The sequence below is a fragment of the Burkholderia sp. BE12 genome (assembly GCF_002959955.1).
Lineage (GTDB): Bacteria > Pseudomonadota > Gammaproteobacteria > Burkholderiales > Burkholderiaceae > Burkholderia.
Genome location: NZ_PREY01000004.1, coordinates 122,660 through 148,941 on the forward strand (window position 1 = coordinate 122,660; position 26,282 = coordinate 148,941).

The 26,282-nt window shown below is 59.8% G+C and carries 26 protein-coding genes; 14 read left to right on the forward strand and 12 right to left on the reverse strand.

Translation table 11 applies throughout. The features are described 5' to 3' along the window. Positions 1–18 precede the first annotated feature (18 nt). The 10 genes from C4B30_RS05870 to urtB all read right to left on the reverse strand — a co-directional run bounded on the left by C4B30_RS05870 (position 19) and on the right by urtB (position 10,545). Positions 19–1,148 (reverse strand): IS3 family transposase gene (locus C4B30_RS05870; protein WP_105132017.1). Its coding sequence is split into 2 segments (ribosomal slippage): positions 19–896 and positions 896–1,148, totalling 1,131 coding nucleotides; the frame shifts between segments, so codons are not numbered across the junction. 78 nt (positions 1,149–1,226) lie between these two features. Next, complete coding sequence (locus C4B30_RS05875; protein WP_105132018.1) at positions 1,227–2,237, reverse strand: IS110 family transposase; 1,011 nt, start codon at positions 2,235–2,237, stop codon at positions 1,227–1,229. A 610-nt stretch (positions 2,238–2,847) separates the two neighbouring features. Next, positions 2,848–3,882 (reverse strand): porin, encoded by a 1,035-nt coding sequence (locus tag C4B30_RS05880; RefSeq protein WP_089501038.1) that lies wholly within the window; start codon positions 3,880–3,882, stop codon positions 2,848–2,850. A 50-nt stretch (positions 3,883–3,932) separates the two neighbouring features. Then, positions 3,933–4,478: an amino acid synthesis family protein gene (locus C4B30_RS05885; protein WP_089502277.1), complete on the reverse strand. Its 546-nt coding sequence runs from the start codon at positions 4,476–4,478 to the stop codon at positions 3,933–3,935. Between the two features lie 2 nt (positions 4,479–4,480). Continuing rightward, positions 4,481–5,890, reverse strand: coding sequence for an amidase family protein (locus C4B30_RS05890; RefSeq protein WP_105132019.1), 1,410 nt, complete (start codon positions 5,888–5,890; stop codon positions 4,481–4,483). A 51-nt stretch (positions 5,891–5,941) separates the two neighbouring features. Beyond that, positions 5,942–7,120 (reverse strand): ABC transporter substrate-binding protein, encoded by a 1,179-nt coding sequence (locus C4B30_RS05895; protein WP_105132150.1) that lies wholly within the window; start codon positions 7,118–7,120, stop codon positions 5,942–5,944. A 7-nt stretch (positions 7,121–7,127) separates the two neighbouring features. Then, entirely contained in the window at positions 7,128–7,871 is a 744-nt protein-coding gene (locus C4B30_RS05900; RefSeq protein WP_105132020.1) for an ABC transporter ATP-binding protein, read from the reverse strand. After that, a complete protein-coding gene (locus C4B30_RS05905) occupies positions 7,858–8,592 on the reverse strand; it encodes an ABC transporter ATP-binding protein (RefSeq protein WP_105132021.1) in 735 nt (244 codons plus the stop codon). The genes C4B30_RS05900 and C4B30_RS05905 overlap by 14 nt, the downstream gene beginning before the upstream one ends. Continuing rightward, on the reverse strand, positions 8,592–9,665 hold the full coding sequence (locus tag C4B30_RS05910; protein ID WP_105132022.1) for a branched-chain amino acid ABC transporter permease: 1,074 nt from the start codon (positions 9,663–9,665) through the stop codon (positions 8,592–8,594). The genes C4B30_RS05905 and C4B30_RS05910 overlap by 1 nt, the downstream gene beginning before the upstream one ends. Before the next feature lie 4 nt (positions 9,666–9,669). Then, positions 9,670–10,545 (reverse strand): urea ABC transporter permease subunit UrtB, encoded by an 876-nt coding sequence (gene urtB, locus C4B30_RS05915; RefSeq protein WP_105132023.1) that lies wholly within the window; start codon positions 10,543–10,545, stop codon positions 9,670–9,672. A 246-nt stretch (positions 10,546–10,791) separates the two neighbouring features. Here urtB and C4B30_RS05920 point away from each other — a divergent pair, with 246 nt between their 5' ends. Beyond that, on the forward strand, positions 10,792–11,031 hold the full coding sequence (locus tag C4B30_RS05920; RefSeq protein WP_027781984.1) for a helix-turn-helix domain-containing protein: 240 nt from the start codon (positions 10,792–10,794) through the stop codon (positions 11,029–11,031). 432 nt (positions 11,032–11,463) lie between these two features. On the opposite strand, the gene C4B30_RS05925 is transcribed toward C4B30_RS05920, so the two are convergent. Then, complete coding sequence (locus tag C4B30_RS05925) at positions 11,464–12,297, reverse strand: FadR/GntR family transcriptional regulator (protein ID WP_105132024.1); 834 nt, start codon at positions 12,295–12,297, stop codon at positions 11,464–11,466. A 240-nt stretch (positions 12,298–12,537) separates the two neighbouring features. Between C4B30_RS05925 and C4B30_RS05930 the strand changes: the two genes are divergently transcribed. From C4B30_RS05930 to C4B30_RS05985, 12 genes are all read left to right on the forward strand, one after another. Further along, positions 12,538–13,794: an acyl-CoA dehydrogenase family protein gene (locus C4B30_RS05930; protein WP_105132025.1), complete on the forward strand. Its 1,257-nt coding sequence runs from the start codon at positions 12,538–12,540 to the stop codon at positions 13,792–13,794. A gap of 37 nt (positions 13,795–13,831) precedes the next feature. Then, positions 13,832–14,110, forward strand: a complete 279-nt coding sequence (locus tag C4B30_RS05935) for an acyl carrier protein (protein ID WP_089501032.1) — start codon at positions 13,832–13,834, stop codon at positions 14,108–14,110. Then, positions 14,094–15,128 (forward strand): 3-oxoacyl-[acyl-carrier-protein] synthase III C-terminal domain-containing protein, encoded by a 1,035-nt coding sequence (locus C4B30_RS05940; RefSeq protein WP_105132026.1) that lies wholly within the window; start codon positions 14,094–14,096, stop codon positions 15,126–15,128. The genes C4B30_RS05935 and C4B30_RS05940 overlap by 17 nt, the downstream gene beginning before the upstream one ends. Further along, on the forward strand, positions 15,125–16,057 hold the full coding sequence (locus C4B30_RS05945; protein WP_105132027.1) for a 3-oxoacyl-[acyl-carrier-protein] synthase III C-terminal domain-containing protein: 933 nt from the start codon (positions 15,125–15,127) through the stop codon (positions 16,055–16,057). The genes C4B30_RS05940 and C4B30_RS05945 overlap by 4 nt, the downstream gene beginning before the upstream one ends. Before the next feature lie 39 nt (positions 16,058–16,096). Beyond that, positions 16,097–17,710, forward strand: a complete 1,614-nt coding sequence (locus C4B30_RS05950; RefSeq protein WP_105132028.1) for an acyl-CoA ligase (AMP-forming), exosortase A system-associated — start codon at positions 16,097–16,099, stop codon at positions 17,708–17,710. Further along, entirely contained in the window at positions 17,707–18,915 is a 1,209-nt protein-coding gene (locus C4B30_RS05955; RefSeq protein ID WP_105132029.1) for a pyridoxal-dependent decarboxylase, exosortase A system-associated, read from the forward strand. The genes C4B30_RS05950 and C4B30_RS05955 overlap by 4 nt, the downstream gene beginning before the upstream one ends. Positions 18,916–18,937: 22 nt before the next feature. Further along, positions 18,938–20,053, forward strand: coding sequence for an acyl-CoA dehydrogenase family protein (locus tag C4B30_RS05960; protein ID WP_105132030.1), 1,116 nt, complete (start codon positions 18,938–18,940; stop codon positions 20,051–20,053). Then, the gene (locus C4B30_RS05965) at positions 20,050–20,622 is read left to right on the forward strand and encodes a GNAT family N-acetyltransferase (protein ID WP_105132031.1); all 573 of its coding nucleotides are present in this window, start codon (positions 20,050–20,052) and stop codon (positions 20,620–20,622) included. The genes C4B30_RS05960 and C4B30_RS05965 overlap by 4 nt, the downstream gene beginning before the upstream one ends. Before the next feature lie 8 nt (positions 20,623–20,630). Beyond that, positions 20,631–21,680 carry a 3-oxoacyl-ACP synthase gene (locus tag C4B30_RS05970; RefSeq protein ID WP_105132032.1) on the forward strand — a complete coding sequence of 350 codons (1,050 nt, stop codon included), beginning with the start codon at positions 20,631–20,633 and terminating at the stop codon, positions 21,678–21,680. Further along, on the forward strand, positions 21,677–22,606 hold the full coding sequence (locus tag C4B30_RS05975) for a 3-oxoacyl-ACP synthase (protein ID WP_105132033.1): 930 nt from the start codon (positions 21,677–21,679) through the stop codon (positions 22,604–22,606). The genes C4B30_RS05970 and C4B30_RS05975 overlap by 4 nt, the downstream gene beginning before the upstream one ends. A 286-nt stretch (positions 22,607–22,892) precedes the next feature. Then, positions 22,893–23,678: an autoinducer binding domain-containing protein gene (locus tag C4B30_RS05980; protein ID WP_105132034.1), complete on the forward strand. Its 786-nt coding sequence runs from the start codon at positions 22,893–22,895 to the stop codon at positions 23,676–23,678. Between the two features lie 239 nt (positions 23,679–23,917). Beyond that, positions 23,918–24,586: an acyl-homoserine-lactone synthase gene (locus C4B30_RS05985; protein WP_105132151.1), complete on the forward strand. Its 669-nt coding sequence runs from the start codon at positions 23,918–23,920 to the stop codon at positions 24,584–24,586. Positions 24,587–24,690: 104 nt separating this feature from the next. On the opposite strand, the gene C4B30_RS05990 is transcribed toward C4B30_RS05985, so the two are convergent. Beyond that, positions 24,691–25,257: a hypothetical protein gene (locus C4B30_RS05990; protein WP_105132035.1), complete on the reverse strand. Its 567-nt coding sequence runs from the start codon at positions 25,255–25,257 to the stop codon at positions 24,691–24,693. 495 nt (positions 25,258–25,752) lie between these two features. Between C4B30_RS05990 and C4B30_RS05995 the strand changes: the two genes are divergently transcribed. Then, entirely contained in the window at positions 25,753–26,055 is a 303-nt protein-coding gene (locus C4B30_RS05995) for an H-NS histone family protein (protein ID WP_089501020.1), read from the forward strand. Positions 26,056–26,282 lie beyond the last annotated feature (227 nt).

A 26,282-nucleotide genomic window follows, 5' to 3' on the forward strand; every position in this document is an offset into this window, starting at 1 on the left:
CCAATTTCCGTCCCGGTCTTAGTTGGAAAATTCCGGCTCTTCGGGGTGGGCCGGATCGGCCCGATCGGTGCACTCGCGGGCGAATTCCGCCGGCGTCATCCACTGCAGCGCAGAGTGAGGACGGGCCTCGTTATAGTACTCGCGCCAGACTTCGATTTTGCGTCTGGCGTCCTCCAGCGACAAGAACCAATGTGCGTTGAGGCATTCCTCCCGAAATCGTCCGTTGAAGGATTCGTTCTTCGCGTTGTCGGTCGGCTTGCCTGGGCGCGAGAAGTCAATTTCCACGCCATTCTCGTACGCCCACTTGTCGAGCGCCTTCGATATGAATTCGCTGCCATTGTCTGCCTTGATATAGCGGGGAAGCGGACGACGCTGTGCAAGCCGAGTCAGTGCGGCGACAACGTGCTCGCCACGCAGTGAGCCGTCGACCTCTATAGCCAGACATTCGCGCGTGTAGTTGTCCACGATCGTGAGCGTGCGCAAGCGCCGACCATCAAACAGCGCGTCAGCGACAAAATCCATACTCCAGATTTCGTTGATTGCGCTCACGGATTGCTTTGGCTGCCGGCGTCTGGCCGACTTGTTACGTCGAGGTCGTTTGTGGCGCAACGAAAGCCCCAGCTCGCGGTACACGCGTTCGACACGCTTATGGTTATCTCGCCAGCCTTCCCGGCGAAGCATCACGTACACGCGTGGCGCACCGTAATGCACCCGCACTTCCGTGATCTCCTTGATGCGCATCTCCAGCGCACTTTGATCCCGCGCGACCGACTCGTAACGGTAGACCGTGCGGGACAGTTGCAACAACGCACAGGTCTGCCGCTGGCTCGCGCCAAAGCGCTGCATCAAGTCCGTGATCAGTTCACGGCGCCGGGAAGGCTTCAGAGCTTTTTTGACAGCACGTCCTGCAGCATGGCCTTGTCCAGCGACAGATCGGCCACGAGCCGCTTGAGCTTCGCGTTTTCTTCCTCAAGCTGCTTCAGCCGGCGCAGCTCTGAGGGCGATAGCCCGCCGTACTTGGTCCGCCAGTTGTAAAACGTCGCGTCGCTGATCCCCATCTTGCGGCAGACCTCTGCGACCGGCGTGCCCAGTTCGGCCTGCTTCAACGCATAGGCGATCTGTTCTTCGCTGAACTTGCTCTTCTTCACGGCATGACCTCCTGGTCTCGATGACAACGTCATGCCGGAATTTTCCACTTCCGAATGGGACAGTTTTGTGGGCTAGGGTCACACGCTCACGTAGCCCTTTTCGTACGGCCTGTCATGCGCCAGGATCGCCCAGATCGTGCGGGCTGTCCTGTTGGCCTGTGCCACGACCGCCACATTCAGCGGTCGCCGCTTCCTAATCCCTTCAGCCCACGGCTCCGGTTCCTTCGTGAGGCACAGCACAGCCCGGGCACCATGAATCAGCAGCTTGCGCAGATACGTGTCGCCGCGCTTGCTGATTCCCAGCAACTGGACTTTGCCGCCCGAGCCCGTTTGCTTGGGCACCAGTCCGATCCAGGCTGCGAATTCGCGTCCGGACCGAAACGTTTTCACATCGCCCATCGTCGCGACGGCCGCCGTCGCCGTCAGGAGACCGACGCCCGGTATCGCCGCGATCGCCTTGCATGCCTTGTCCTCTTTCATCCACATCTGTAAGCGCCGTTCGATGCCGGCAATCTGCTTATCCAGCTCCGCCAGCCCGTTCCACTGCTCGCGCAGCGTGTCTATCAAGATCGCCGGCAGACGATCGACCAGTCGCTCCAGTACGCTCGGTATAGCTTTGTCCAACGCGGCTCGGCCTTTGCCCATCACTTCGCCGTACTCGGTCAGCAGGCCGCGCAGGCCGTTGATCTGCATCGTACGGAACTTCACCAGTTGCTCGCGCATCCGGTGCAGGCCCAGCACCGCCTGTTGCGTTTCCGTCTTCACCGCGACCGACCTTTCTGCGTGCTGCACGGCAAGCCAGATCGCTTTCGCATCGACCGCGTCGTTCTTGTTGCCCATCACGAACGCCTTCACGAATTTCCCCGGCATCAGCTTCACCTCATGGCCCATCGCCGTGAGCTTGCGGGCCCAATACTGCGAGCCCCCACAAGCTTCCATCCCGATCAGGCAGGGAGCCCGGTTCGCGAAATGCTCGAGGAATACAGCACGCTTAACCGGCTTGTTCACGATCTCGCCCGTCTCTGCGTCGATGTAATGGAGTTGCATCACGTTCTTTGCAATGTCCGCACCCACTGCCATATGCTTCATGTCGGAGCCTCCGGTTTGCCAGGAAAACCTCTATGGTCTTCCATCTGGGCGCTCTGATGCCGTCGGCCCGTGAGGCTCCGCCTTCATGCCGGCTCCCACCGATCACGGGTGGGAGGCGTTCATATCATTTAATATGTTCCCCTTCGTTCCACAGGCCTCGCCTCGAAGGCGCCCCCTTCTGCACAGTGGTTCACGACATCCATTCGTTGCGCTAGCCATATCCCGACTCGCTTTCTACAGTTTCCACATAGAAACTGTCGGAATGCTTCGAGTTCGTCGTGGATTGTGCAGACAGTGCTTGCACAATTAAATAAGGGTCGAATCAAATAAAGTGCGCGCGTTTGCACTAGATTTTTGCCAACAGAAGCAGGAATTTTCCGACCTTCCGCGGCGTTTTAACCGTGATAAGTCGTATGTTTTATCACGATTGCATTTAACGACCGAAGAATGGGCCTATGCGCGCCGCCGACGGCCAGTTCATACCTCATACGAGCGCGCACGTTGCACTGAAACGCAACTACGTAGTGACGCCGCCTGGAACCGCCGGTCGCGGGTCTTCGCGAACGATTGATGAATGATCCCGCTCTCGCCCCGTAGCATCGTAGGTGAATCAAAATCGCATCCGCATTCCAGCCCCCAAGCTATTACCCGACGATACGCCCGTGATGCAGTCGTATCGCCAAGCCGCATAGATATCCGTGCGTTTTGATAGCGGATAGTCGTAGCCCAAGGCGAGCGTCGACCAACGGAGCGCGGAACCAACAGCGGGGCGTCGACGCGTACCCGCCCACGAAATCAACACACTGCCCGTGCCGATTCGAGCGCTCGCCCCCATCTGCACTGTGTCGTCCTTTACTTCGCTGTTGTTGTCGACGTGTTCGTACAAAAACATGAGCTTCATCGCGTGGAGTCGATAGGCACCCCCGACGAGCCAAGCAGTTTGTGCTGTCGCTCCGTTGAGAAAAAGTGAGGCGGTATGCAGACTTTGTACTGCAGCGGTTGCCGAAAACGGGCCCGCGAAGTAGAGCATATTCACGCTGTAGTTCGCCTGTCCCGCGTGCCCCACCACGCCTGCATTGCTGTACAGAAAACTCCCCGACAATCCGCCCGCCTCCGGTGTTTGATACAGCATGGAATTGTCGATCGCGGTATCGCTTTGTACCGATGCCGCGCCCATGGCCGAACCCAGATAGCTGTGCGCCACTATCGGCGAGAACGCGAACGAGTTGCCAAACGGATTGAACAGCAGCGTCGATACGAACAACGGCGCCGTATTGCGGCCTATCGTCACCTCACCGAAACGCCCGCTCAATCCGACAAAAGCGTTGCGGCCAAAGAATGACTGGCCATTGAACGATCCGATCTGACCGCTGTTGACCCTAAAAAAGCTCTCCAACGAGAATACCGCCTTCATCCCACGTCCAAAATCCTCGGACCCGGACAGGCCCCAATATGAAGTCGTCATCCCGCCTGAACTGACCTGCCAGGCACTTCCGGCGCTGCCCGGCATGTGCGTGTCGCCAACAAAAGCATCGACCAACCCGTAAAGCGACACTGAAGATTGAGCGTGTGCGATCGTCGCGAAACCCCATATCCCCATCGCCATCGCACATACCCGGCCTAAACCACGAAACGCTTTCTGCATTGGTTCTCCTCGCTGTCATTTATTTTCTTTTGCCGAAACACGTGTATGCGCTACGCCGGTGTGATGCGCGCAAGCGGCCGCCCTCGCTCGGACAGCGCGACGGCCACCACGATCTCATGCGGTGCAGGTGAATCCGGCACAACGAGCGACGCCGTGTCAAAGTGATCAAAGCTCCACATATCAAGAGCACCATGCACAGGAATATCCATGCATGCGCCGGCCGCACCGCGCTTGGTAACAGACGGGATAAGCGATATGGTGCCGGGCAGACACGCACGGATTGCCTTGCCCATACGCGGATGCAGGATCGCCGCCGCACACTCAAGCGGCACGGCAGTGCCCACGAGCGCGGCCTTGCCATACGCCTGAATCTGCGCGCGCGGTGTGTCAAGGGCGTCTCTCGCGCGCTCGCTCAATAACGTCCCGAGCTCCGCACCAACTTCGTACAGAGGTTCGAGCGAAGTATCGGTACACCAGTTCTTCGACGTCAGAACCGCGGCTGCAATCGCTTGGCGATGCGCCGGATGGACCGCGATACCAAGCTCCGCGCGCCGTTCGATCACGTGAACAACAATCTTCTCAATCTGTGTGTTCACGGTCATACCTCAGCGACCATCGCATTCTCGGCCGGTGCTGCGGCCGGTATGGGGAACGTCCCGCGTGCAGACTCATAAGCCCGTGCCGCGCGCAGCACAAGGGCATCTCCGTGTAAGGGGCCAACAATCTGAACGCCGGTCGGCAGCCCTGCGGGCAATCCACAAGGAACGCTGATGGCGGGCAGCCCAGTTTGGTTGCACCACGACGTCTGCTGAGGTGCCGTGAGCAGCGTCTCAGGCAGACCTGGAACGGGCAGTGGCCCACAGTGGAACACTGGCGTCACAAGCAAGTCATAGCGCTCGAAGAACGCCGCCATCTCGACGCCGAGCGCGTGGCGCGCACGCAATGCGTCGGCAAGCTCGAGCGCCGTGACGCGCAAACCGGCCCGCACAAGCGCTTGCACGTCCGCATCGAGCTGCATGCGTTGCGGCTCCGTCAATCCGCAGGCGCGCTGCGCAAAAAACACCGACCATTGGATCGCGTGCATGCGACTACCCAGATAGTCGCCGAGCGGCTTTACGTCGACTTGCTCGACGTGTGCGCCCAATGTTTCGATCACCTCTGCGGCGTGCGACACACTCGCGGCAATCACGGGGTCCACGGTGACGCCCGGGATGGACGGGCAATATGCAATACGCAGCCCCGCGACGCCCTCTTCCAGACCGACTCGATAATCCTGCGGGGCAACATAGCCTGATGGTCCAGATCCACGTTGACCGGCTACCACGCTAAGCATCAACGCTGCGTCGCGCACATTGCGCGCCATCGGCCCGAACGTAGACAGGCGCGTCCACGAACCGGCCACGCCTGTCGGAACGCGGTCGAACGTTGGTTTAAACCCCACCACCCCAGTCCAGCAGGCGGGCACACGAATCGACCCACCACCATCAGTCGCAAGCGCGAGCGGCCCCATACCGAGCGCGATTGCCACTGATGAACCGCCGCTGCTGCCACCTGGCGTCAGACGCCGGTCCCAGGGATTGCGCGTAATACCGGTCAGCGGACAATCAGTCACGATCTTGTTGCCGTATTCCGAAGTGGTCGTCTTGCCAAAGAGCAGCGCACCGGCACGCCGCAGACGCGCCACGGCGGGGCCGTCCTCGCGCTGGGGTGTGTCCGGCGTCGTCAACGATCCGTATCGCGTCGGAAATCCGGCTACATCGATCAGATCCTTGACCGATACAGGCACACCATCCAGCAGCCCGCACGGCTCACGCCGCATCCAGCGCCGCTCCGATTCGCGCGCCGCCTCCAGCGCCGCCTCCTTGTCAAGGGCGCACATACAGTTCACAAGGGGATTGAAACGCTCAACGCGGTCCAGGACCGCTTTCATACTCTCAAGCGGAGAAATCGCATGACGTCGATACTCAATAATCAACTCTTCCGCACTCATCGATGCAATGTCATTCATATGTATTCCTAATTGATCAAATTAAATTGATAGAAGCATCTCGAGACTGCTCTACCTCTGACACACTGCTTGGATCGGCCCGATCGAGTCCAAAACCGCAAAGCTGTTGTCGGCGCGCGCCCGAGCAATACGTGCCTCACAAGTAACGTGGTCGCCGCCTTGGCTCACACCCGCCTTGCCTCGCGGCAAATCCAGTGAAATGCCCGGCAAAACGGACTTGATGCGCGCCACATCGAGACTGCCGGCTGCACGCACGGCCTGCGCGAAGAGCCGGACGCCTGCGTACGTGCATTCGCCGTGCGGAAGCATCACCGCATAAGAGTCCAATCGGGGAACATGAGTGTCGGCCACGCGCGCGGTATAACGTGCAAGGAAGGTTCGGTTTTCGGAACTATCGAGACTCATAAAGTAGGATGACACTCCAATGATGCCCGTCGATGCACCAGCAGTAGCAATCGACAGCGACTCGTGCGCAATATCCGTCACCAACTGCGGCTTCATCGCAAATGACCGATATTGTTTGACGAACGTCACCGGATCGTCGCCGACGCTGTGCCAAACAAGCTGCGGCTGCTCCCCAGCAATCCGCTGAAGCACCGCCCCATAGTCACGCGTGCCGAACGGCAGCCAGTACACATTGAGAAACCGACCGCCGTGGCGCATAACTGCCGCCTCCAGCGAAGGAATCAGTACCTTACGGTTGCTGCCGACATCCGAGACCACCGCGCTCACGCTCTTGCCGCCGGCACGCATTAACCATCCAATGAGCGGCTCGACCCGCTGCGCGACACTGAGACCCGTGCTCAACAACTGCGGATCACAGCGCCCCTCGTCGAAGTTCGGGTAGACAACAAGGCGAGCCGCGCCCCTGGCCGCCTGCAACGCTGCTTCGCGTTCGGCGGGCAACACCATGCCCGTAATCATTGCCACTTCATCGCGCATAAGGAGCTGCCGCGCTTTCTCGAGCGTCACGGTCGTCGACATCTGCGTGTCCTCGACAGCCAGTTGCAACGGACGCCCCAGCAGTCCGCCCGCTGCATTGATTTCTTCGATGGCAAGCGCGGCACAATGTCGATTTGTTTCACCCACGCGGGTGAGCGGCCCGCTCAATGGCGCGAGTAATCCGATCTTGATGGGTGCCACCGCACGCGCGCGCGTCGGATATGCAGTGGTAGCCAATGCGCCGACCGCAGCGAGCATCGTCATACGTGAAAAATCGCGTCGATTCATGATCATTTCATTCAATAGACGCTGCCGACGAACCCATGGTTTGTTCCGCAGCAGGTGAAAGGAAGTGAGCCAGAGGGTGGGCGCCGCTAGTACCGTGTCGGGGCTCGACTGCACCTGCATGCACGAGTCGACCGTTTTTCAGAACGATGCATCGTTGCGCGCAGCGCAATACCAGATTGAGGTTCTGCTCGACCAGAAGCACGGCGAGCTTCGATCGATGACAAAGTGTCGGAATCACGTCACCGATCAGCTCAACAAGATTTGGTTGCACGCCGTCCGAGGGTTCGTCCAACAGCAACAACTTCGGTCGGCCGCACAACGCTCGCGCGATGGCCAGGACCTGCTGTTCGCCTCCTGACAATGTCCCTCCATGCTGAGCAAGTCTTGATTTCAATACTGGGAAATACTCGAACACCTCGTCCAGAATCTCGCCGTCACCAGCGGCCGCGGTACCGATTGCCAAGTTCTCCCGCACTGTGAGCTTGGGGAAAATCCACCGTCCCTGCGGCACCAGGCCGATGCCCAGTCGTGCGATTTCATGCGTGCGCAAACCCTGAATGGCCCGTCCGCCGAAGCGAATATCACCACTCACGCGCGGCAACAGCCCCATGATGGCCTTGACAAGCGTTGACTTACCCGCGCCATTACATCCCAGCACGCCGACAACTTCATTAGGCTGAACGGTAAGGTCAATCTGACTCAAAATCGAGATTTCGCCGTATCCGGCCGACAGACTTTCAATGTGCAGCATGGTCCGCTCCTTGCCCAAGATAAATGCGTCGGATTTCTTCGTCCCTGGCGATGTCGTCATAGCTGCCCTGCCGAACAATTTCTCCACGATGCATAACCCACGTGTCGCACTTAAGCGACTGAACGAAACTCAGATCATGCTCGATGGCAAGCACCGCACATTGTTCGCGCAAACGATGAAGAAGACGCACGAGCCGCTGAACCTCATTAGCGGACAATCCCGCAGCAGGCTCGTCGAGCAACAACAGCGCCGGCCGACACATCATGGCCATACCGATCTCCAGCCACTGGCGCTCTCCGTGCGGGAGATGCATGGCGAGCACGTCTGCCTGCGACGTGAGTCCGATCTCGTCCAGAACGGAATCGATCTCTCGCATCACTGATGGCCTGCGAGCCGCAACGCCGAGCGCGGCGACTTCCAGGTTTTCCCGAACGCTCATCGTGAGAAAAACGTTGGTCCCCTGGAATTTCCGGACAACGCCACGCCGGCAATACTTATACATAGGCCGGCCAGTCATCCGCTCCCCAGACAGATACAGCTCTCCCGCCCCTGGGATAACCGCGCCGGATAACAGTCCCACTAGCGTGCTCTTTCCAGCCCCATTCGGGCCAATGACGCAGATCAGGTCGCGTGGGCCGATTTCGACGTCAACGCCTGCGATCGCATTGATGCCACCGAACGCGCGGCGTAGCCCGATGCCCTTCATAAGCGGCGTTTCCATCACTGCCCTCCTTCGGCTCGCTTGGCGCAATGCTGGGGCACACGTCCGATCCGAAATCGTGCGACGTGATGCAACCGCGCGACTAAACGACCGATCCGAATGCCGTTCGGCAAGCACAGCACACACATCAAGAAGATCGCGCCGAGTACCAACGGCCACCATTGCGTGCTAAGACTGGACGCGGAATGCTTAAGGAGCGTCAATGCAACAGCTGCCATCACCGGTCCACCAAGAGTGCCGCGGCCGCCCACGGCAACCCAAAGGATGACTTCAGTGGCCAGTACCGGAGAAAATACGTCCGGGGCCACGACGCCAGCGCATGCTGCCATCAGGCAGCCGGCAACCGCAGCTACCACCCCTGAGGCAACGAATGTCAACAGCAAATGCCACGATGTGTGGTACCCGCACGCTTGTGCACGCCACTCGTTGGTCGAAATCGCTGTGAGCACCTTCCCGTAGCGACTTCGACAGAGCAGCCACGTCGCACTTAGGATCAGAACGAGTACAGCCGTGACGACATACCAGGACGCCACCGGGCTACTGAGATCCACTGCGAACCTCCCGAGCTGGAGGGACAACCCCGGAATGCCGAGCAAACCGGTATCCCCCCCCGTGATGGACTGCCAACTCGTGGCCACCTGCTGCACGATGATCAGAACGGCCATGCTGAGAATGGCAAAGAAATGCAATCTGACACCCGCATACAGCAGAAAGTAGCCGAGAACGATTGCCACGATGGCCGCACATGTGAGCCCCGCGAGGATCCCAACAAGCGGCGCTTGACCAAACTGGACGGTGGCCACGGCAAACCCATATGCGCCAAGCCCAAAGAAGGTCGTATGCCCAAGCGTCAGAACGCCCGCCTTGCCCCAAAGAAGGTCATAACTGAGCGCCAATATCGCCAACACCAGCGCGTCTCGTATCACGGTGAGTTGATAGACGCCCACGACAACAGGAAGAATCACGCCGGCAACCGCCAACGCAAACCCTATCGCGACAGGAGAGAGATCCGTGCGGCTCAGTGCTGGCTGCGACAACCAGGTACGGGCACGCGAAAGATGACGGTCGAACATCGCCTTACCCCTTTTCGAGAAGCTGGTGAGCAGCACTGAAACCCGGAAGCAAGCCTTGTGGGCGGAAGCGGATCAGGACAATGGAGACGATCAGGACGATCGCTGAGGCAAGCGAAGGATCAACGCGATAGCTGAGCAAGGTTTCGATCGTGCCAACGAAGGCACTACCGAGCACACTGCCGGCGACCGAGCCGATACCACCGAGTACAATCACGAAAAATGCCTTGGCCAGATAGGACACCCCGAGATGGGACTCCACCGACACCATCGGCGCGACAAGCACACCGGCAAGCGAGGCGAGCGCCGCACCGCCACAAAATGCTGCTCGATTGAGTCGCGTGGTATTGATGCCGGCGGCCTCTGCCATCGCAGGATGTTGAATGACCGCACGCAACTTCGTCCCAAAGCGCGTTCGAGCAAAAAGTAGCCAGCACCCCACGGTGACGGCCAATGCCACACCGATCACGAACATCCGATATGCGGGATAGCCGCCGCCCGGCACGTCGATGGTTCCGTTGAATGGCGCATAGACGAGCATCGGTTGTGTACCGAAAACGAGCTCCAGCACCTTCTGAACGATCAGACTGACCGCGTAAGTCGCCAGAAGCGTGTCCAGTGGTCGGTCATAAAGTAGCCGGATAACAAAGCGTTCGAGACACCAACCCAGCGCCGCGCCAACGATCGGTGCCACGATCAGCGCAACCCAAAACGCGTGTTGACCACCGAGTGATTGCGCCACAGCAAGGGTGTATGCCCCCATCGTGACCCACTCTGCGTGTGCAAGATTCACGATGTCCATCATGCCAAACACGATTGCGAGGCCAAGGGCGACCAAAATTAACAAAGATACATAATTCAAAATATTCAATAGTCCTAACATATCGTCTCCAAAAGCGAAATTCTGAAGCCCGGGGATCCTCCGACGCTTGCAACCGTGCATCGGTATGCCAAAGCGTCTAACCCACAAGGCAGGCCATTCTGTTCAGCGGCGCACCCTGATGGCGCGCGACTCAAATATCACAATACATTGTGAATCCAAAAACAGGCAAGCAAAATTCACAATCTGTTGTGAATTTCTGGGCGCACCTTCCGGGATACTCGATGTGCCCTGTCCCATCGAGTCCGCATGACCACAGAAAAATTTATCGAGGCCCTCGGAAATGAGATCCGCGCGCGCCGCAAGATGAAGAAACTTACCCAGGTCGGTCTCGCGCTGCGCGCCAACGTCCATCCGAACACCGTCTCGTTAATTGAGCGTGCTCAAATAGTCGCGAAAATCGACGCGTTGCTGGTTCTCTCTGCTGCGCTCGATACCCCTCTCTCGCAGTTGCTCAAGGGCGCGGAAGATCGCATGAACCTTCGCTGAATCCACCAAGCTCGTGAAAACACCACGAGCCGCTACCGACGCAGCCCGCAACCACATCTTCCCATTTATCCTCCGCGTCACGCCCATCCTAAGCCATCTGATGACGAGATTGAGGGAGGCCCGTGAGCGTGTATTGACGAGCGGAACGATAGCCCTTCGCGTGCTGTGTGCGCTCAGCCAGCCAATTTATTGTCAGGGAATCTACGAGGCAGATACAACACTGTCAATCAGCGCGACGCTGGTGTTTACCCGAAGAATACGTAGAAAATAGGATCTGCGCGCAGGCAGCGCGCTTCGCGCCATACCTCCCCTTTCGGGTATTTATTATAATAAATATATCGCTCTTCGCCGTAGCGCCTTGTAACTTGGCGCAAGCGCAATCGAGCGTCAGCGATCCAAGCCTCCATTCCCTGACCACGGAGCCAAACCAGGTCAGCACATGTCGCGATCCACATGCAAATCAAGCTCGGAGTCCAGCACGAGCTTTTGCCTCAGTGCCGCATGTACCTTGCGCAACTGCGCCTCGGCCTCGTCCATATGTTCGACCATCAATCGCTCGACGGCCTGCGCATCACGCCGCCTTGCGGCATCTAAGATCGCGCGATGTGCGGCGACAGTCGTCCGCCCAAACGCCTGATAGTCCCGCTGCGTGACGTTCCCTGCCACGATCACCAGTGAGTGCAGCATCTGGTTGATGATCTGGCAAAGGCAACGCAAAAACGCGTTGGGATGCGCGGCAGCAAGCACGTCGTGAAAATGAATGTCCTCACAACGCTGATCAAGCGCTTGCTCGTGACCGGACACGAATGGTTCGCACACTGAAATGCTGCGCTCGAGTGCTTCGAAATCCGCATCCGTCAAATACGCCACTGCGCCCGCGGCCACCATGGGCTCAAGCGTTCGCCGCACCGCGTAAATGTCCTCCAGCGTGATCTGTTCAAAAAACAGATAGTTCTGCAGCGACTGGAACGCCCGCGCGAGCGGCACACGAGTAATTGTCGCTCCGCCTTCGGGCCCAGTGCTCAGGCTAACCAGCCCCTGCACCTCCAGCGCCTTGAGCGCATCGCGCATCGAGCCACGACTGACGTTGAACATTTGCTGCAGCTCGGCTTCCTTACTCAGGCGCTTGCCGGGCCGCGCCCGACCGTCGTTGATCCACCCTTTGATCGAATCGGCTACCTGATCGCCACGCTTGGTCGTGCGCGGGCCGCGCTTGTCCGGCTGCACCAACTGTGTCTTGCGCGCTGTCCGTTGTCGTCCTGCCATGTCCCTCAAGTCCGTGGTTAGCCTTCGTCATTTCCTATCGGCGCCATTATCGGACATCCGTAAATCGCCTGGCGAGAATCAGGCGTCGCTGCCAGCCGTCCATACCCTCCCAACCTTGGGAGGTAGCGAGCATCGCCGAGAATGCCTACGCTGCAGATCGAGCAGTATGGATATGGCGTGAGCGTGGTCTCCATACAGCTCAACTGCTCGGCGCCGGTGCGCCATCCGGGAAGATCGCATATGCCCAACTCATCGCAAGGATCCCAACAATCTCCCACCGTAGCGGTGCTCAAGGCGAGCCTCGCGGCGTTTGGCCTGGACCTCGACCGCCTTACTTCGCAGATGCGCTTGCATCGCGACGAAGCCGACCGCACCGGGCAAATCCCTGATGCGTTCTGGCATTCCGATGCGGTACGGGCGCTGAATCTGAACCTCGTTCCGCAGGAGTACGGCGGGTGCCCGCAGGCCCAATCGCTCGTCTCGCGCGTCATGCTAATGGAGCATCTCGGCTACGCGGATGCGGCGCTTGCGCTCGCGCTTCCCGGCCCCGGACTGGCGATGCCACCTGTTCTTGCGCTCGCCAATCGTGAGCAGCAGGCAGCGTTCTTCGCGCGCTTTCAAAGCGATACGCCACGCTGGGGCGCATTTGCGATCACCGAGCCCGACTGCGGATCCGACGCAACAGCCATGCGCACGTCGGCACGCAAGACGGCCCATGGCTGGGTCCTTAACGGAACCAAGTGCTTCATCACGAATGGTGCGCGTGCTGACACCGTTATCACGTTTGCGACAATCAATCGAAACGCGGGCCGCTTTGGCATCAGGGCGTTTCGCGTTGCACAAGACACCCCGGGTTTCGCGGTGACGCGCATCGAACGCATGGTCGGCTTGCGCGTGACCCAACTGGCTGTGCTGTCCTTTACCGACTGCGAGGTGCCAGACGACGCTCGGCTCACGCGCGACCATGAGACGCCGCTTAGCGATGCGTTCTCAGGCGCGCAACAGTCGTGGGACTATTTTCGGCCGCTTCTGTCCGCTGTGATGATCGGCGCCTGTCGACGCGTGCGCGACGAACTCGCCACCTATCTCGAAGCAGGCGCACGTCCCGTCAATCTGCACTGCGGCGCGAGCAACGTACAAGCGAGTCTTTTGGAGCTCGACCGGCATATCACGACAGCCTATCTGCTCTGCCATCACGCTGCATGGTATGCAGACCAAGGCATCACAAACGCCATGCATGCTTCGATCGCAAAGGCGTACGCCGCACGCATGGCCGCGCACGTCACTCGTACGGCCCTCACGCTAGTCGGTCTGGACGGCATCGCCCGTTTCCCCTCGCTGGAGCAAAGCTGCCGAGATGCCAAAGCGTTCGACATTATGGAAGGCACCGGAGACATGCAACGCCTAATGATTGCTCGGGCCGCCCAGCGTGCGTCACGCCCGCCGTGGGAGACGATCCAACCAAGTGCGTCCGTGCATCGCCCCGCATGCATGTGAGCATGATTTCGTCTTAGAACCGTTACTGGAGACTTTCATGAGCTCTCATCTCGAATCAAGTCGTCACGGCGATATCCCCGCTTCGGTCAAAGATTGCCTGCTCTCAGTACTGGGCACTCATCTGAGCGCCGAGCTCATCAACAACGATACGAATCTGTTCGATCTTGGTGTGGATTCCATGAACATGACCGATCTTCTGCTCCAGCTCGAGCAACGCTTCGGATTTGTTCTGGACCCGGAAGATCTGTCCAGCGACCTCTTTGTACGGTTCGACAATCTCGTCGGGTTCGTCACTTCCCATGTTTCATCGAACTGACTCCACGAGCGCCGAGCCTCGAATCGTTGCCACCGCGCAATACGTGCCGCTTCGGCGCCACGTTGATCGTGCGGTGGCCGAGACGATCTCGTCCGCACAACCGAGCGCGCTCGACACCGTCATGCATGTGCTCTACGCCGATACGCTGCGTTGGCGCGCTCAATGCGCACCATGCGGCGACAACGGCTCGATGACCGAAGCCACTTTTCGGCCAGACAACCGCATCGCAACCGAAACGAATTTGTCGCTGTCGGACATGGCGCTACGCGTGGCGCGCATGATCTGCCCCACTGCACCGGCGCGGCCTGCCCCTGACCAGATCATCGTTTGCACGACAAGCTTCGAACATGATTTGGCCCTGTCCTGCGCAGGACGCTTGCACTGCGAACTCGGCTCCAGCCGCGCGCCCTTCGCGATCGGGCAACTCCAGGATGTGTCGTTTCTGACAGCGGTGGACGTGGCGCTTGCGATGATGAACACGGATACCACACTGAACACCGTGCTGATTGTCGCGGCCGAGTGCTGGCACCGTGCGTTGTCCCAGCAGGTCGGCGCGCGGATCTCGCTTGCCGACGGCGCTGCTGCCGTGCTGATCGCTCGCAGCTCGATGCCAGGATGGCGTGTCCGCGGTCTTTCAATCTGCACGCCTGGTACGCAACTGAGTTGCGAGGACACCGTAAATACAAGCCTCGATTCGCCCATGCTCGTCGGGGCGATCAACAAGTCGTTGTCACGCGCCGCACTCCGTGCCGCGCAAATCGATTGGATTCTCCCGTCTACGGTCGACAGTGCGGTCATTCGCACCGTCTGTGCCCGATGCCAACTGGCGCCAGAGCGTGTCATGGGCATGGGCGACGGCCGCCAAAGCCATCTATGTGCGGCACAGACACCGGCACGCCTTGATGATCTGCTCGGGGTGATTTCGCCACGTGACGGTCAGCGTGTGCTTGTGTGGTCCACGGGATTTCAAGGCCAAAGTGCCTGTGCGATCCTCGAATTCCGGGGTGTGCGCTCATGACAACGCAGCCTTTTTCGATTTCAGGCGTCGCTCACTGTCTTCCGGAACGCATCGTCAACGTTCAGCAGTGGGCGTCACGCTGTGGTCTACCGGCTTCGCGCGTTATCGCTTTGCGCGCTCATGGCGCCGCGCAATTTTATGATGCCGCGGGCGAGTCGCCCGTCAGCCTTGCCGCACGTGCTGTCACAACGCTATTACGCGACACCTCAACCCCGGGGTCGGCCATTGATGCACTCGTCTATACACATACGATCCAGACGAGCGTACTCGCACCGCCCGCCGGTAGCGCTCATTACATTCAGCGCCGCACTGGGATCACTCGCGCGTTGACGTTCTCCATCACGCAGCAGCAGTGCGTGTCACCGATGGCAGCTATTCGCGTGCTGCTCACGCTTGCCGCACGAGAACCCTCAATCGAACGTGCGATCGTCGTATGCGCCGACGTCATCGGCTCCGGTTGCGATCAACTGCGCGCAATCCATGACCTCGCATTGCATAGTGACGGAGCGTGCGCCTTGCTGCTCGAGCGCAGCGCGCAACGCAACATCATCAGTGGTTTGCACTTGTATACCGACGCGCGCTTTTCTCGCGGCACTGATGAGACCTTGCAGCCGATCGCTGACGATCGGTATTACTGGTCCGCATTCACGACCATGCGCGCAGCGATCCGCCAAGCCGGCATCACGACGGGCGATATCGCCCACGTGTTGCCGCACCACGTGAATCTACCAGGATGGATGAGGTTAATGACGATGCTCTCCATTCCGCGAACGCGACTATTCGTGCCGAACTTCGCCGCGCTCGGCCACGTATTCGGTGCGGATCCATTCATCAATTTTCAGACTTGTCGCGCGCAAGCCGGCGAGTGGTCCTTGCTTTTTTCCAGCGGCCTTGCCGGTTGCTTCGGCGCCATGGTGATTCATCACTGACACGGGCCTACTCCTCAACCATTCACCGTTGACCTTACCATGCGAAACATACTCGATCTCGTGCTCACTGCTGCGCGGCATACGCCCGAATCGTCAGCAATCGTTTTCGCGAACACCAGTTTGAGCTACCAGGACCTGGCAACGCGCGCCAGCATGCTCGGCCGTGGCCTCGTCTCGATAGGAATCGTGCCGGGCTCACGAGTCGGCATCTTCCTGGACAAGCGCATCGAAACGGTCGTCTCGCTGCTTGGTGCGGCCGCTGCCCAATGCGTGTTCGTTCCCATCAATCCGCTTCTGAAGCCCCAGCAGGTCGCCCATATTCTGCGTGACTGCGGTGCGAGCTGCCTGATTACGAGCGCATTGCGCGCGCGCCTGCTCGCCGAGAACGGGCTGTCCGGCGTGCCGCATACGATCGTGACCGACTCAATCGATGTGACCGAGCATGCGTCGCGCGGGAATGGCTGCGTTCATAGCTGGAGTGCGTGTGTCAGTGCGCACACTTTCGGCCCGCTGAGCGACACCGGCCCCATAGCAGAAACGGCAATCGACACGGACCTGGCAGCTATTCTGTACACGTCGGGCTCTACCGGCTTGCCCAAAGGCGTGATGCTCAGCCATCGCAATCTGCTCGAGGGTGCGTGGAGCGTCGCCCATTATCTGCAGCATACGAGCTCCGACCGGATTCTCGCGGCGCTGCCGCTCAGCTTCGACGCGGGTCTGAGCCAGCTCACATCTGCGTGGGCAGCCGGCGCAACCGTTGTTCTCATCAATTATCTCAGCCCGCAAGGCGTTATCGACGCCTGCATGCACGAGCGTATTACGGCCCTCACGGGCGTGCCGCCGCTGTGGATGCAATTGACGCGCGCGAGCTGGCCGCACGCGGCACGCACCACGCTGCGTTATTTCGCCAACACCGGCGGCCGGCTACCCGTTCCGACATTGCACCGCCTACGCACGCTCTTTCCCCAAGCAAAACCTTACTTGATGTATGGGTTGACCGAGGCATTCCGCTCGACGTACCTCGATCCGTCCGAGGTCGACCGTCGCCCTGACTCGATCGGCAAGGCCGTGCCCAACGCCCGAATCCTGGTCGTGCATCCGGACGGCACACCCTGCGCCTCCGGCGAGACGGGCGAGCTCGTCCATGTGGGCGCGTGCGTGACGATGGGCTACTGGAACGACCCGGCTCGAACGGCCGAGCGCTATCGGCCCTCGCCCGAACCCAAGGCGGGTGGAGCCATACCGGACATTGCCGTGTGGTCGGGTGACCTCGTACGACGCGACGAAAAGGGCTTTCTCTACTTCATTGCGCGCAACGACGCGCAAATCAAGAGTTCCGGCTACCGGATCAGTCCAGAAGAAATCGAAGAGACTGTGCACCGCAGCGAACTCGTGGCCGAAGCGGTCGCCGTGGGCGTGCCCGATGATGCGCTGGGCGAGGCCATAGCGCTGGTTGTCGTGCCGGCGGTCGAACCCTTTGTCCCGCAAACACTCATGGCATGGTGCACGCAACATTTGCCGGGCTACATGGTGCCGAAGCGCATCGTCGTGCAAACCGACGTGCCGCGCAACGCAAACGGCAAGTTTGATCGCACAGCACTGCGAAATGCGCTCGCCCAACCCATAGCTCAAGACCAAGCGAGGTCCGTATGAACGCGTCGTTGATCAACCGTAGCAGCGTCTTGACAGTCGACGGCATCGACGTCGCCCGCTTGGCTCACTGTGCCGGATCAACGCCCTTTTTTGCTTACGGGCGCGCGGCAATCGACGCCCGTGTGCGCCTGTTGCGCGCAAAGCTGCCGGCTTCGGTTCATTTGCATTACTCCGTCAAGGCCAACCCGATGCCAGCGCTCGTGCATCATCTGGCGACCCGCGTCGATGGGTTTGATGTCGCATCCGCCGGCGAGATGGCGCTGGCACTTAACGCAGGCACGTCGCCCGATCAAATCGGCTTTGCAGGGCCCGGCAAAGCGCGCGACGAGCTGCGACGCGCGGTGGCCTACGGTGTGAACGTTCATATCGAGTCCGCCACTCAGTTGCATCTGGTCACCGCGATTGGTTGGGAATTGGGCGTGCAGCCGAAGGTCACCCTTCGCGTGAACCCGGATTTTCACGTCAGCCACAGCGGCATGCGCATGGGCGGGGGTGCCGCCCAGTTCGGCGTGGACGTCGAACAAGTGCCGGCATTGCTGCAGGAACTTGCCGCGCGCGAGGTGACATTGGCCGGTTTTCACATCTTTTGGGGATCGCAGTGCCTGCACGCACCAACCATCGTCAAAGCGCAGCAACACAGCGCGGAGCTTGTTATCAGGCTTGGCCGCGATTTGCCGACACCACCCCGATATGTGAATCTTGGCGGCGGTTTCGGCATCCCCTATTTCGACGGGGATAAGCCGCTTGATCTGGATGCGGTCACCCAGCCCATGCATACGTGGCTCGCACAGCTCCAACGGGCGTTGCCCGGGGCAGTGCCTGTCCTCGAGCTGGGGCGCTACTTGGTTGGAGAAGCGGGTATCTACGTATGTCGCATTATTGACCGCAAAGTCTCGCGCGGCACCACCTTCCTCGTCACCGATGGTGGTCTGCATCACCATCTCGCGGCCTCCGGCAATTTTGGACAAGTGTTGCGCCGCAATTTCCCGGTGCTGCTCGGCAATCGGCTCAATGATCTACCGGTCGAGCGGTGCCACATCGTTGGGTGCTCGTGCACGCCGCTGGATCGCATCGCCGACGATGTGCTTCTCCCGAGCGCGCAAATTGGCGACTTCGTGGTGGTTCTGCAATCGGGCGCCTACGCCCGCTCGGCAAGTCCCGGAGACTTCCTCGGCCACCCCGAGGCACTCGAGATGCTCGTCTGAATTCCGTACACGGAGAACTGCGATGCACCAGCCCGACTTTTCGTTATCCGACCTCGCGCCACACTCGTGGCATCTGTCCGAGGATCAGCGCGCGCTCGTCGCGGCAAGCCAACGTTTTGCTCGCGAACAACTTGAGCCGCTGCTCTCACAAGCACCCTCACAAGAGGCCTGGCACGAGATCGTCAAGCAAGCACGCGCACTCGATTTGGGTACCATGATTTTGCCGCTGGAGCTTGGTGGCATGGCCATCAACCACCACGATCTGTCCTGCATTCTCGGCGCGCTGGCCTGCGGGCCTATCGAGCGCGCCGTGCAATTGACGCAGAGCATTCCTGCACTCATGACGCTGCGCGCACACGATGCGCTTCAGTCGCTCGGTTTCGCTCGAATCGGCGAATACTTCGATGGCACACGCCCGATTGCGCTTACCGTGCCCGATTTTCGTACCGCCACGCTTTGGCGCCTGTGTGACCATACCGCCCCGCCAGCGCTGACATTGATTCCCGCGCCGGCTGCACCTGGCGTTACCCTGATCGAATCGACGTGTGCCCGGTCCAAGCTCGCTCGGCGACACGTCACCTGCCTTGGCGCACTGACGCTTGAGCAGTTGCGCTGCGACGACGCTTTGTATGCCGCTGCGCTGGTCACGCTCGAGCGGCCCGACGCGCACGGCGTGTCGCCGGCCCAGACGTGGCTCACCAACACCGCGCTCTATTTGTCGGCCCTGCTCAGCGGCACCATGCAGCACGGTGTGACGTTTGCACTGAGCTACGGGGCGGAGCGGCAGGCATTTCGCAAACCGTTGGTGATGCATCAACGTGTTGCTATACGCCTGGCCGATATGCTTATTGCAGTGCAAGGCACGCAACTTTTTGTGCGCATGCTCGCGCTTGCGCAGCCCGGCACATCACTCACACTGGTGCGCCAGCTAGCCCGACATGTCGCAGCCGAATCTGTTGAATTCACGCACGAGCTCGTTCAGTTCTGCGGCGCTCATGGCTATGTCGAGGGGCTGGCGCCTGCTGCGCGCCTGGCAACATGTCACTGGTTTGCCATGTTGCTCAGGCAAGTCGACGCAGCACTCGGCCAGCTCGATGGCCTCAGCTCGCCTCGCTCTGCAACGGGAGCGCAGGCATGAACGAGGAGAAACGCCCGCGGCGGCGCTGCGACGCACGCTCCAGGGTTGCCGCGAGATCGTCGATTGGTTGCTGGCTGCGCAATGCAAATTCAGAAGACGCTCGCGATATCACGCGCTGGCTTGCTCGCCCCCCGATCGCGCAGTGGTTCGATTTCGGACTGGGTCGGCAAGGATTGAGCGCACTCGCCGTCCAGGCGATGGTGCAAAGCGAACGGCACCGCATATGCGTATTTGGCTCGCTCGGGACTGCCGAACCGAGCGGTTTGGTGGCGATTAGCGATATCACGCATCGCTTCGGTTTGGGCTCGTTCTGGGTGCTGCGTGATCCTTTGCGCCCTACTTGCGCGAACATGACATTCGACGCTTCCCGACGCGTGCTGCGCGACGGCTTCGAACTGGATCGGCTGCACTGCATCAGCGCCTGGGCCGTTCAGACGAATGTGCGATCACAACGCCTACTCGCACGCCTGGGTTTTCGCCTGATCGGCCTGCAGCGCAACTGCCATGTCATCGCCGGCCAGCGCGTGGGGCGTCTACTCTACGATCTGCTTCCGGACAATCTAGCCTGACGTGCGCCATGATGTCGCCAATCATTACCGCACTGAGTACCTATGTGCCGCCCACCATAGCGCTCACGCGTGCGCCGCGATCGGCAGACGCTGAGCTCACGGCGTCACACACCGCGACTCGCACCGGCTGGGATGCCTGGATCACGGCCTGGCGTGCTGACTTCGGTGCATTCGATACACCGGTGGCCAGCGCCAATGATGGTATCGATCACCACGCTCGGTCGCTTCGTATTCCCGTCGAACGCGAAGAGCAACTATCGGGGCTCGCCGTGCGCGTCGCCAATGAGATACTCGCCATCCGGCATCCGGCTGCTGTCCCCATCGATATCATTGTGTTTTGTCACAGCAGCGTGGAAGAGCACGTATCGACTACAACGGCCGGGCGTCTGGCAAGCGTGGTAGGACCATGCTTTGCGTTTTCCGTCTCCCAGCAGCATGGCGTCTCGCTATTTTCCGCATTGCAGCTCGTCCGAGACCTGATGGTCGCCGAGTCCGATGTGCAGTGTGCGCTGATTGTCGCGGCAGAAAAATGGACACCGCCGTTTTCACGCTGGACCGCGCAGGGGTCAGCGCAAGGTGATGCCGCAGCCGCCGCTTTGCTTGAGCGAGCCACGGCAACAACCCGCGGCTTTCGCGTGATGGACGCGCAAACGCGTCAATGCCCTGTGCGGCCCGACTACCCGTCGAGTCAACGCTCATATTCCGATTCCGCCTCGGAGCGGATTCTGCTGCAACTCATTGACGCGATGCTCGCGCAACACGCGCTCGCGGCGTGCGATGTCACTGGCATCGGACAGGACCTCGATCCGACACGGACCAAGCGCGTATCGCATCGTCTGAACATGAAGGCGCACACCCATGCGCGCCTTCATGATGCGCACCTCGGTGCAGCAGAACCGATCATCCAACTGGCCGAGAGGCTCGCGGACAACACGCTGCCTACACGCGGTCATCTCCTGATAGGGGGGATGAGCGTGTGCGGCTACGTGGGCTGCGCACTGCTTGACGCGCGCGGTGCGCCCGCCATCTCGTGTGACCCCGGTCGGAGCCGTCGATGACGGGCGTGTCGATCGGTATTCCGTATGTCGCATACTATCTGCCCGAGCGTGTCGACACGGTCCGGGCATGGGGCCGCCGTACGCGCCAGCCCGACACGATCATCGCAAAGCTCGAACGATCAGGCGTATGCAATTTTCACGTGGCATATGAGCAAAGTGCGCTCAGCCTCGCGGTCAAAGCCGTCGAGTCGTTGTTGCGCACCGCGCCGATCGCGCCAGACTCGATCGACTATCTCCTGTACACCCATACGCTGCAAGGCAGCATTGCGCCGCCGCCGCAGTCACTGCCACGCGCGCTATGCGAGCGATTTGGGTTCACCCGCGCGCAGTCGTTTTCGTTTGCCCAACAGCACTGCGCGTCCTCGCTCGGCGCGCTGCGCATTGTGCGCGCGCTATTCGCCGCGCACCGCTCGCTCAATCGCGTGCTGCTCGTCGGAGCAGACACGATGCCCATTGAGGCAGAGCGTCGCATGGGTACCTCCGCGCTTCTGGGCGACGGGGCGTTTTCCGCAACGATCGAGCGCCACGCCCGTATCAACCGCCTTGTTGCGATAGCCACGCATGCCACCGGGCAAGGTTGGCGCGGCATGCTCGGCCAAGCCGATCCGAATTCCGTCGCCCAATACCAGCTTGCCGCTAGAAAGCTCATCACGCATCTCGCGAGCAAGGCTCCGATCGCGCTAGCCGATGTGTGTTACATCTTGCCACCGCATCTCGATCTACCGGCGTGGCAGCGGCTTGTCCAGTCGCTGGATCTGCCGCCTGAGCGTCTTTTTATTCGCAACTTCTCGCGCATCGCACATGTGACCGTGAGCGATCCCTTTATCAACCTTGCCGACTGCCATGCGCTCGCGCCAGGCACCCCGCTCGTGCTCTACGCGCAGGGTGTAGGCGGCTTTTCCGCAGCAACGCTACTCATTCATTAGACGCGCCGTTCGAACGCGGCCATGGGCAAGCGCGCAACCTGAGGCTCGGATATACCGAATACCCCTACTGCGTGTACTGGTTGGTTGCTCGTGGATGTATCACGACATTAAATATTGATACCCATAATTGGCCCGCAAGCGTCTAAAATAATGATGGACAACGCGCATATATCCGTCACGAGTAAAACAAGCGCCATTGTCAAGCATTGTGTTGTTTGAGCCTGAATTTTGCGCGCATGGTCATCACGCGGGTCCGATGCGCGACGATTTTCTGTGAGGGACCTCGGTGGATCAGATATTTCCCTGCAGCGTGGGCAACACGCCCGTCGCGGCGCTGCAACCTTCACACGCGATTGCGCGATGGGCGCCGCTGGCCACATCCTTTCTCGACACCGTGGATCTCTCGTCACTCGTGAAGCTCTTCGGTGATGTGGCCGCTTCGTTAGGGTTTCCTCGTTTTGCCGTCAGCCGGCTCTCACGCGCACGTGCTCGCTCGCGCGTAGCGATGGCCGTCGACACGCTTTACGCGCGCTATCCCGATAATTGGGTTTTTCATTATGCGAAGCACGACTATGGTCCGGTCGATCCCGTTCATCGCATGGCACTCGTGCACGCCACGCCCTATCGCTGGACCGATATAGTGGGGTTAAATCACATCGAGCAGCGCGTGCTCGACGAAGCGCGCGAGGCCGGATTGGCTAATGGGGTAAGCATCCCGATTCACGAGCCCGATGGCAACATCTTGCTCGTCAATCTCGCAAGCCCCTCACCGGAGATCAAGACCGAAGTCAATTTGCGGCTCGCAAGCCTCATTAGCGCATTGTTTCATCAAGAGCTGAATCGCTTAACCCGCCCGCGCTGCGTCGGCCCCTTGCCCAAACTATCCCCGCGCCAAAAGGAATGTCTTGCGTGGGTCGCGCGCGGCAAATCCTCATGGGAGATCGCAGGCATTCTCGGTATATCGCCCCATACGGTTGACTACCACATCGACGAGGCAAAGAGGAGCCTGCGCATCAATAGCCGAACCGCCGCGGCCGTGTATGCGGCCGCCCACGGATTGATTCTGGTCTGATCGGCAGTTCATCCGCCCGGCGCGCCGTATCATCTCACGCGCCTTCTCGCACATGCCTTACGCTGTCGGAATACTCGATGCGTCTCGCGCACACACATCGCAGCGACACCTAACGTTCGCACTCCCGTGTGCGCACCCGCACGCGCCTTTTGCGACCTACACCCTCCCTAGATCACTAGTTCCGTTCAGACTGCCTACTTGCTAGCGTGACACGGTTTCTTGAGTGCGAGGGAAAAACCGTGCAATCGATTTTTGCAGGCAGGCTTGTCGATATACCCCACCCGTTACGTCGCCGCCTTGGCGAATTCCGATATGAAATCTTCGTTAAGCGCCTCGGTTGGCAGTTGCCCAATGCCGACGCCGTCAGCGCCACCGAGTGGGACCACTTCGACCGAGGCGATACGATCCACGTCGTGTTACTGGATCCGATGGAACAAGTCTGCGGCTGTGCGAGGCTGATGCAAACGACCAGACCGTATTTGCTCCAGACGCTGCACGCACATTCACCGAATTGCACATTACCCATCGCCCCCACCGTATGGGAGCTATCTCGATTTGCCGCCAGCACCCGGCACGTTCGGTCAATGGGTCCCTCGAACGGGATGCAGTTCTTCCCACCGGTCCTCGCGATCGCAGCTTCATTAGGTGCAACGCGCATTATCGGTGCGCTCTCTCACGCGATAGCGCGCCTTTACCGCCGCGCCGGGCTTGAACTCGAAACCCTGCCAATCGCCGAACGTGCGAATGCGGCGAACTATCTCGTCTGCGCCATCAATCTCCGCGCTTCGACGTTCGAGCGTTTGGGCTGCGATGCCAGCGCGTTGCTACGCAATGTGACCTGGCTCAGCCCGTGCTCTGCCGCCGTGTTTGCGAGCTCGGCCGGTCATACCCCATTCCATGATCATTGAGCATACAACCGTTCGCAAAGTGACCAAACCCGTTGAGCGGGGTGCTCGGTGCCGGCCTTAAATCGTGCGGCAATTTGCATCTGGAACGCGAGTCCGTGGCCGGATCAGTGTCGCTGCCCGTGGCGATGATGTCGGCGATCCGCGTCTTTGACCCAATCGGGGCGAATTGCCGACGCGTATGCCTGACCGCTGCGAGAAGCTTCGCCGTTAGTTTGAGCGGCCAGCCCCAGACGCGCATCGATCGCATGCGCGACAGCAGAGGATTTGGGTAAGCGCTGAGGATCACAGTCAGCCCAGAATTCGAACATGCTATCGAACAACACGGACAGAATGGTCGTTATATAAGGCAGCTTTACAGTGATGAGACTATCCGACGAATCAACATTGACGAAGGCATTGGAATTCGATATTGCGTTGCCGCACACGCCGGTGCGCGCCGCGTCGAGCTCGCGTTGCAATCTTGTCTCAACATCACAATGAACAATCGAGAAATTGACAATAACCCGAGTTAACCTGTCAAGCTCCTGGGTCTTGAGCCCCAGGCAGTTTTGCAATCGGCCGATTTCCAGTTCCGCAAGCCGCAGTCGCTCGCGCAACACCGCACATTCGTCTGTCGGCAGCGTGCACGCCACCTTCTCATCGGATTGACACGTATTCTCACGTTGCTCCATGGATTTACCTCAACCTGAGTGCGAACATTCTCGAGTCGGACCGGCATTCGCTCACCACAAACCATTTCGCTCGAGACGGCCCGCTTGCGCCACACGCCCATTTGGCTGTACTACCGCCCGTCCATATCGCAGTCACCATCGAACGCCGGGTGCTTGCCACGGCATTGTTGATTCGTGTATCGCGGATCGTCAACTACCAAACTCGGGAGGATAGAGGCGTTCGGTCTTCGTGACAAAATGTCATTCGCACGTATCACACATCGTTCTTGAAAACGCATTACCAAAATTTCGCTTGATATTTCTGAAATTGAAATAGTTTGTAGATATTTTACGATGACGTTGCAAATTTTCCATGCAACACCGGCCGATACCGGCTAATTCATGTCGGTGATTGAAATTTAAACTTATGTAGCCACATCGTATTGCTCTCGCTTCACGTGTTTGAGTGTGACATTACCGTCTATAGTCACAGTACATCCGACAGGAGGAACTTCGATGGCAACGTATCTCGAGCTGAAAGCCCAAGCGGAACGACTGATGCTGCAAGCGGAGGAAGCGCGGCAAGCGGAGCTTGAAACCGTTCTTCAGGAAGTGCGCGCCCGCGTGGCCGAATATGGAATAACGCCTGAGCAAGTCTTTGGGCGTCGCCGGGCGGCATCTGGCACACGTGCAGCTCAAAGCAGCGTGTCACCCAAATATCGTGATCCAAAGACAGGCGCAACGTGGAGCGGTCGCGGACGCGAACCGGGCTGGATTAAGGGTAAAAGGCGTGAGCGGTTCCTGATCGAGCAGGAGTAAGCACACGCTAGGTGGCCCGTGGCGCGAAATACACTGCTCGCGGGCCGTATCAGACGCGTTCGTTACATGCAATGCGCGATGTCGTCGTCTTATCGCGATGCCTCACGTGCCCTCGGCGTGCGGGCCGCGCAGCTATGCGGCCCGCACAACGCTCGTTGATTTAGCGCGCGGAAAACACGCGATACCCGCACGATGCCAGCCGAGAACAACTGCCGAGGGCACCCAAC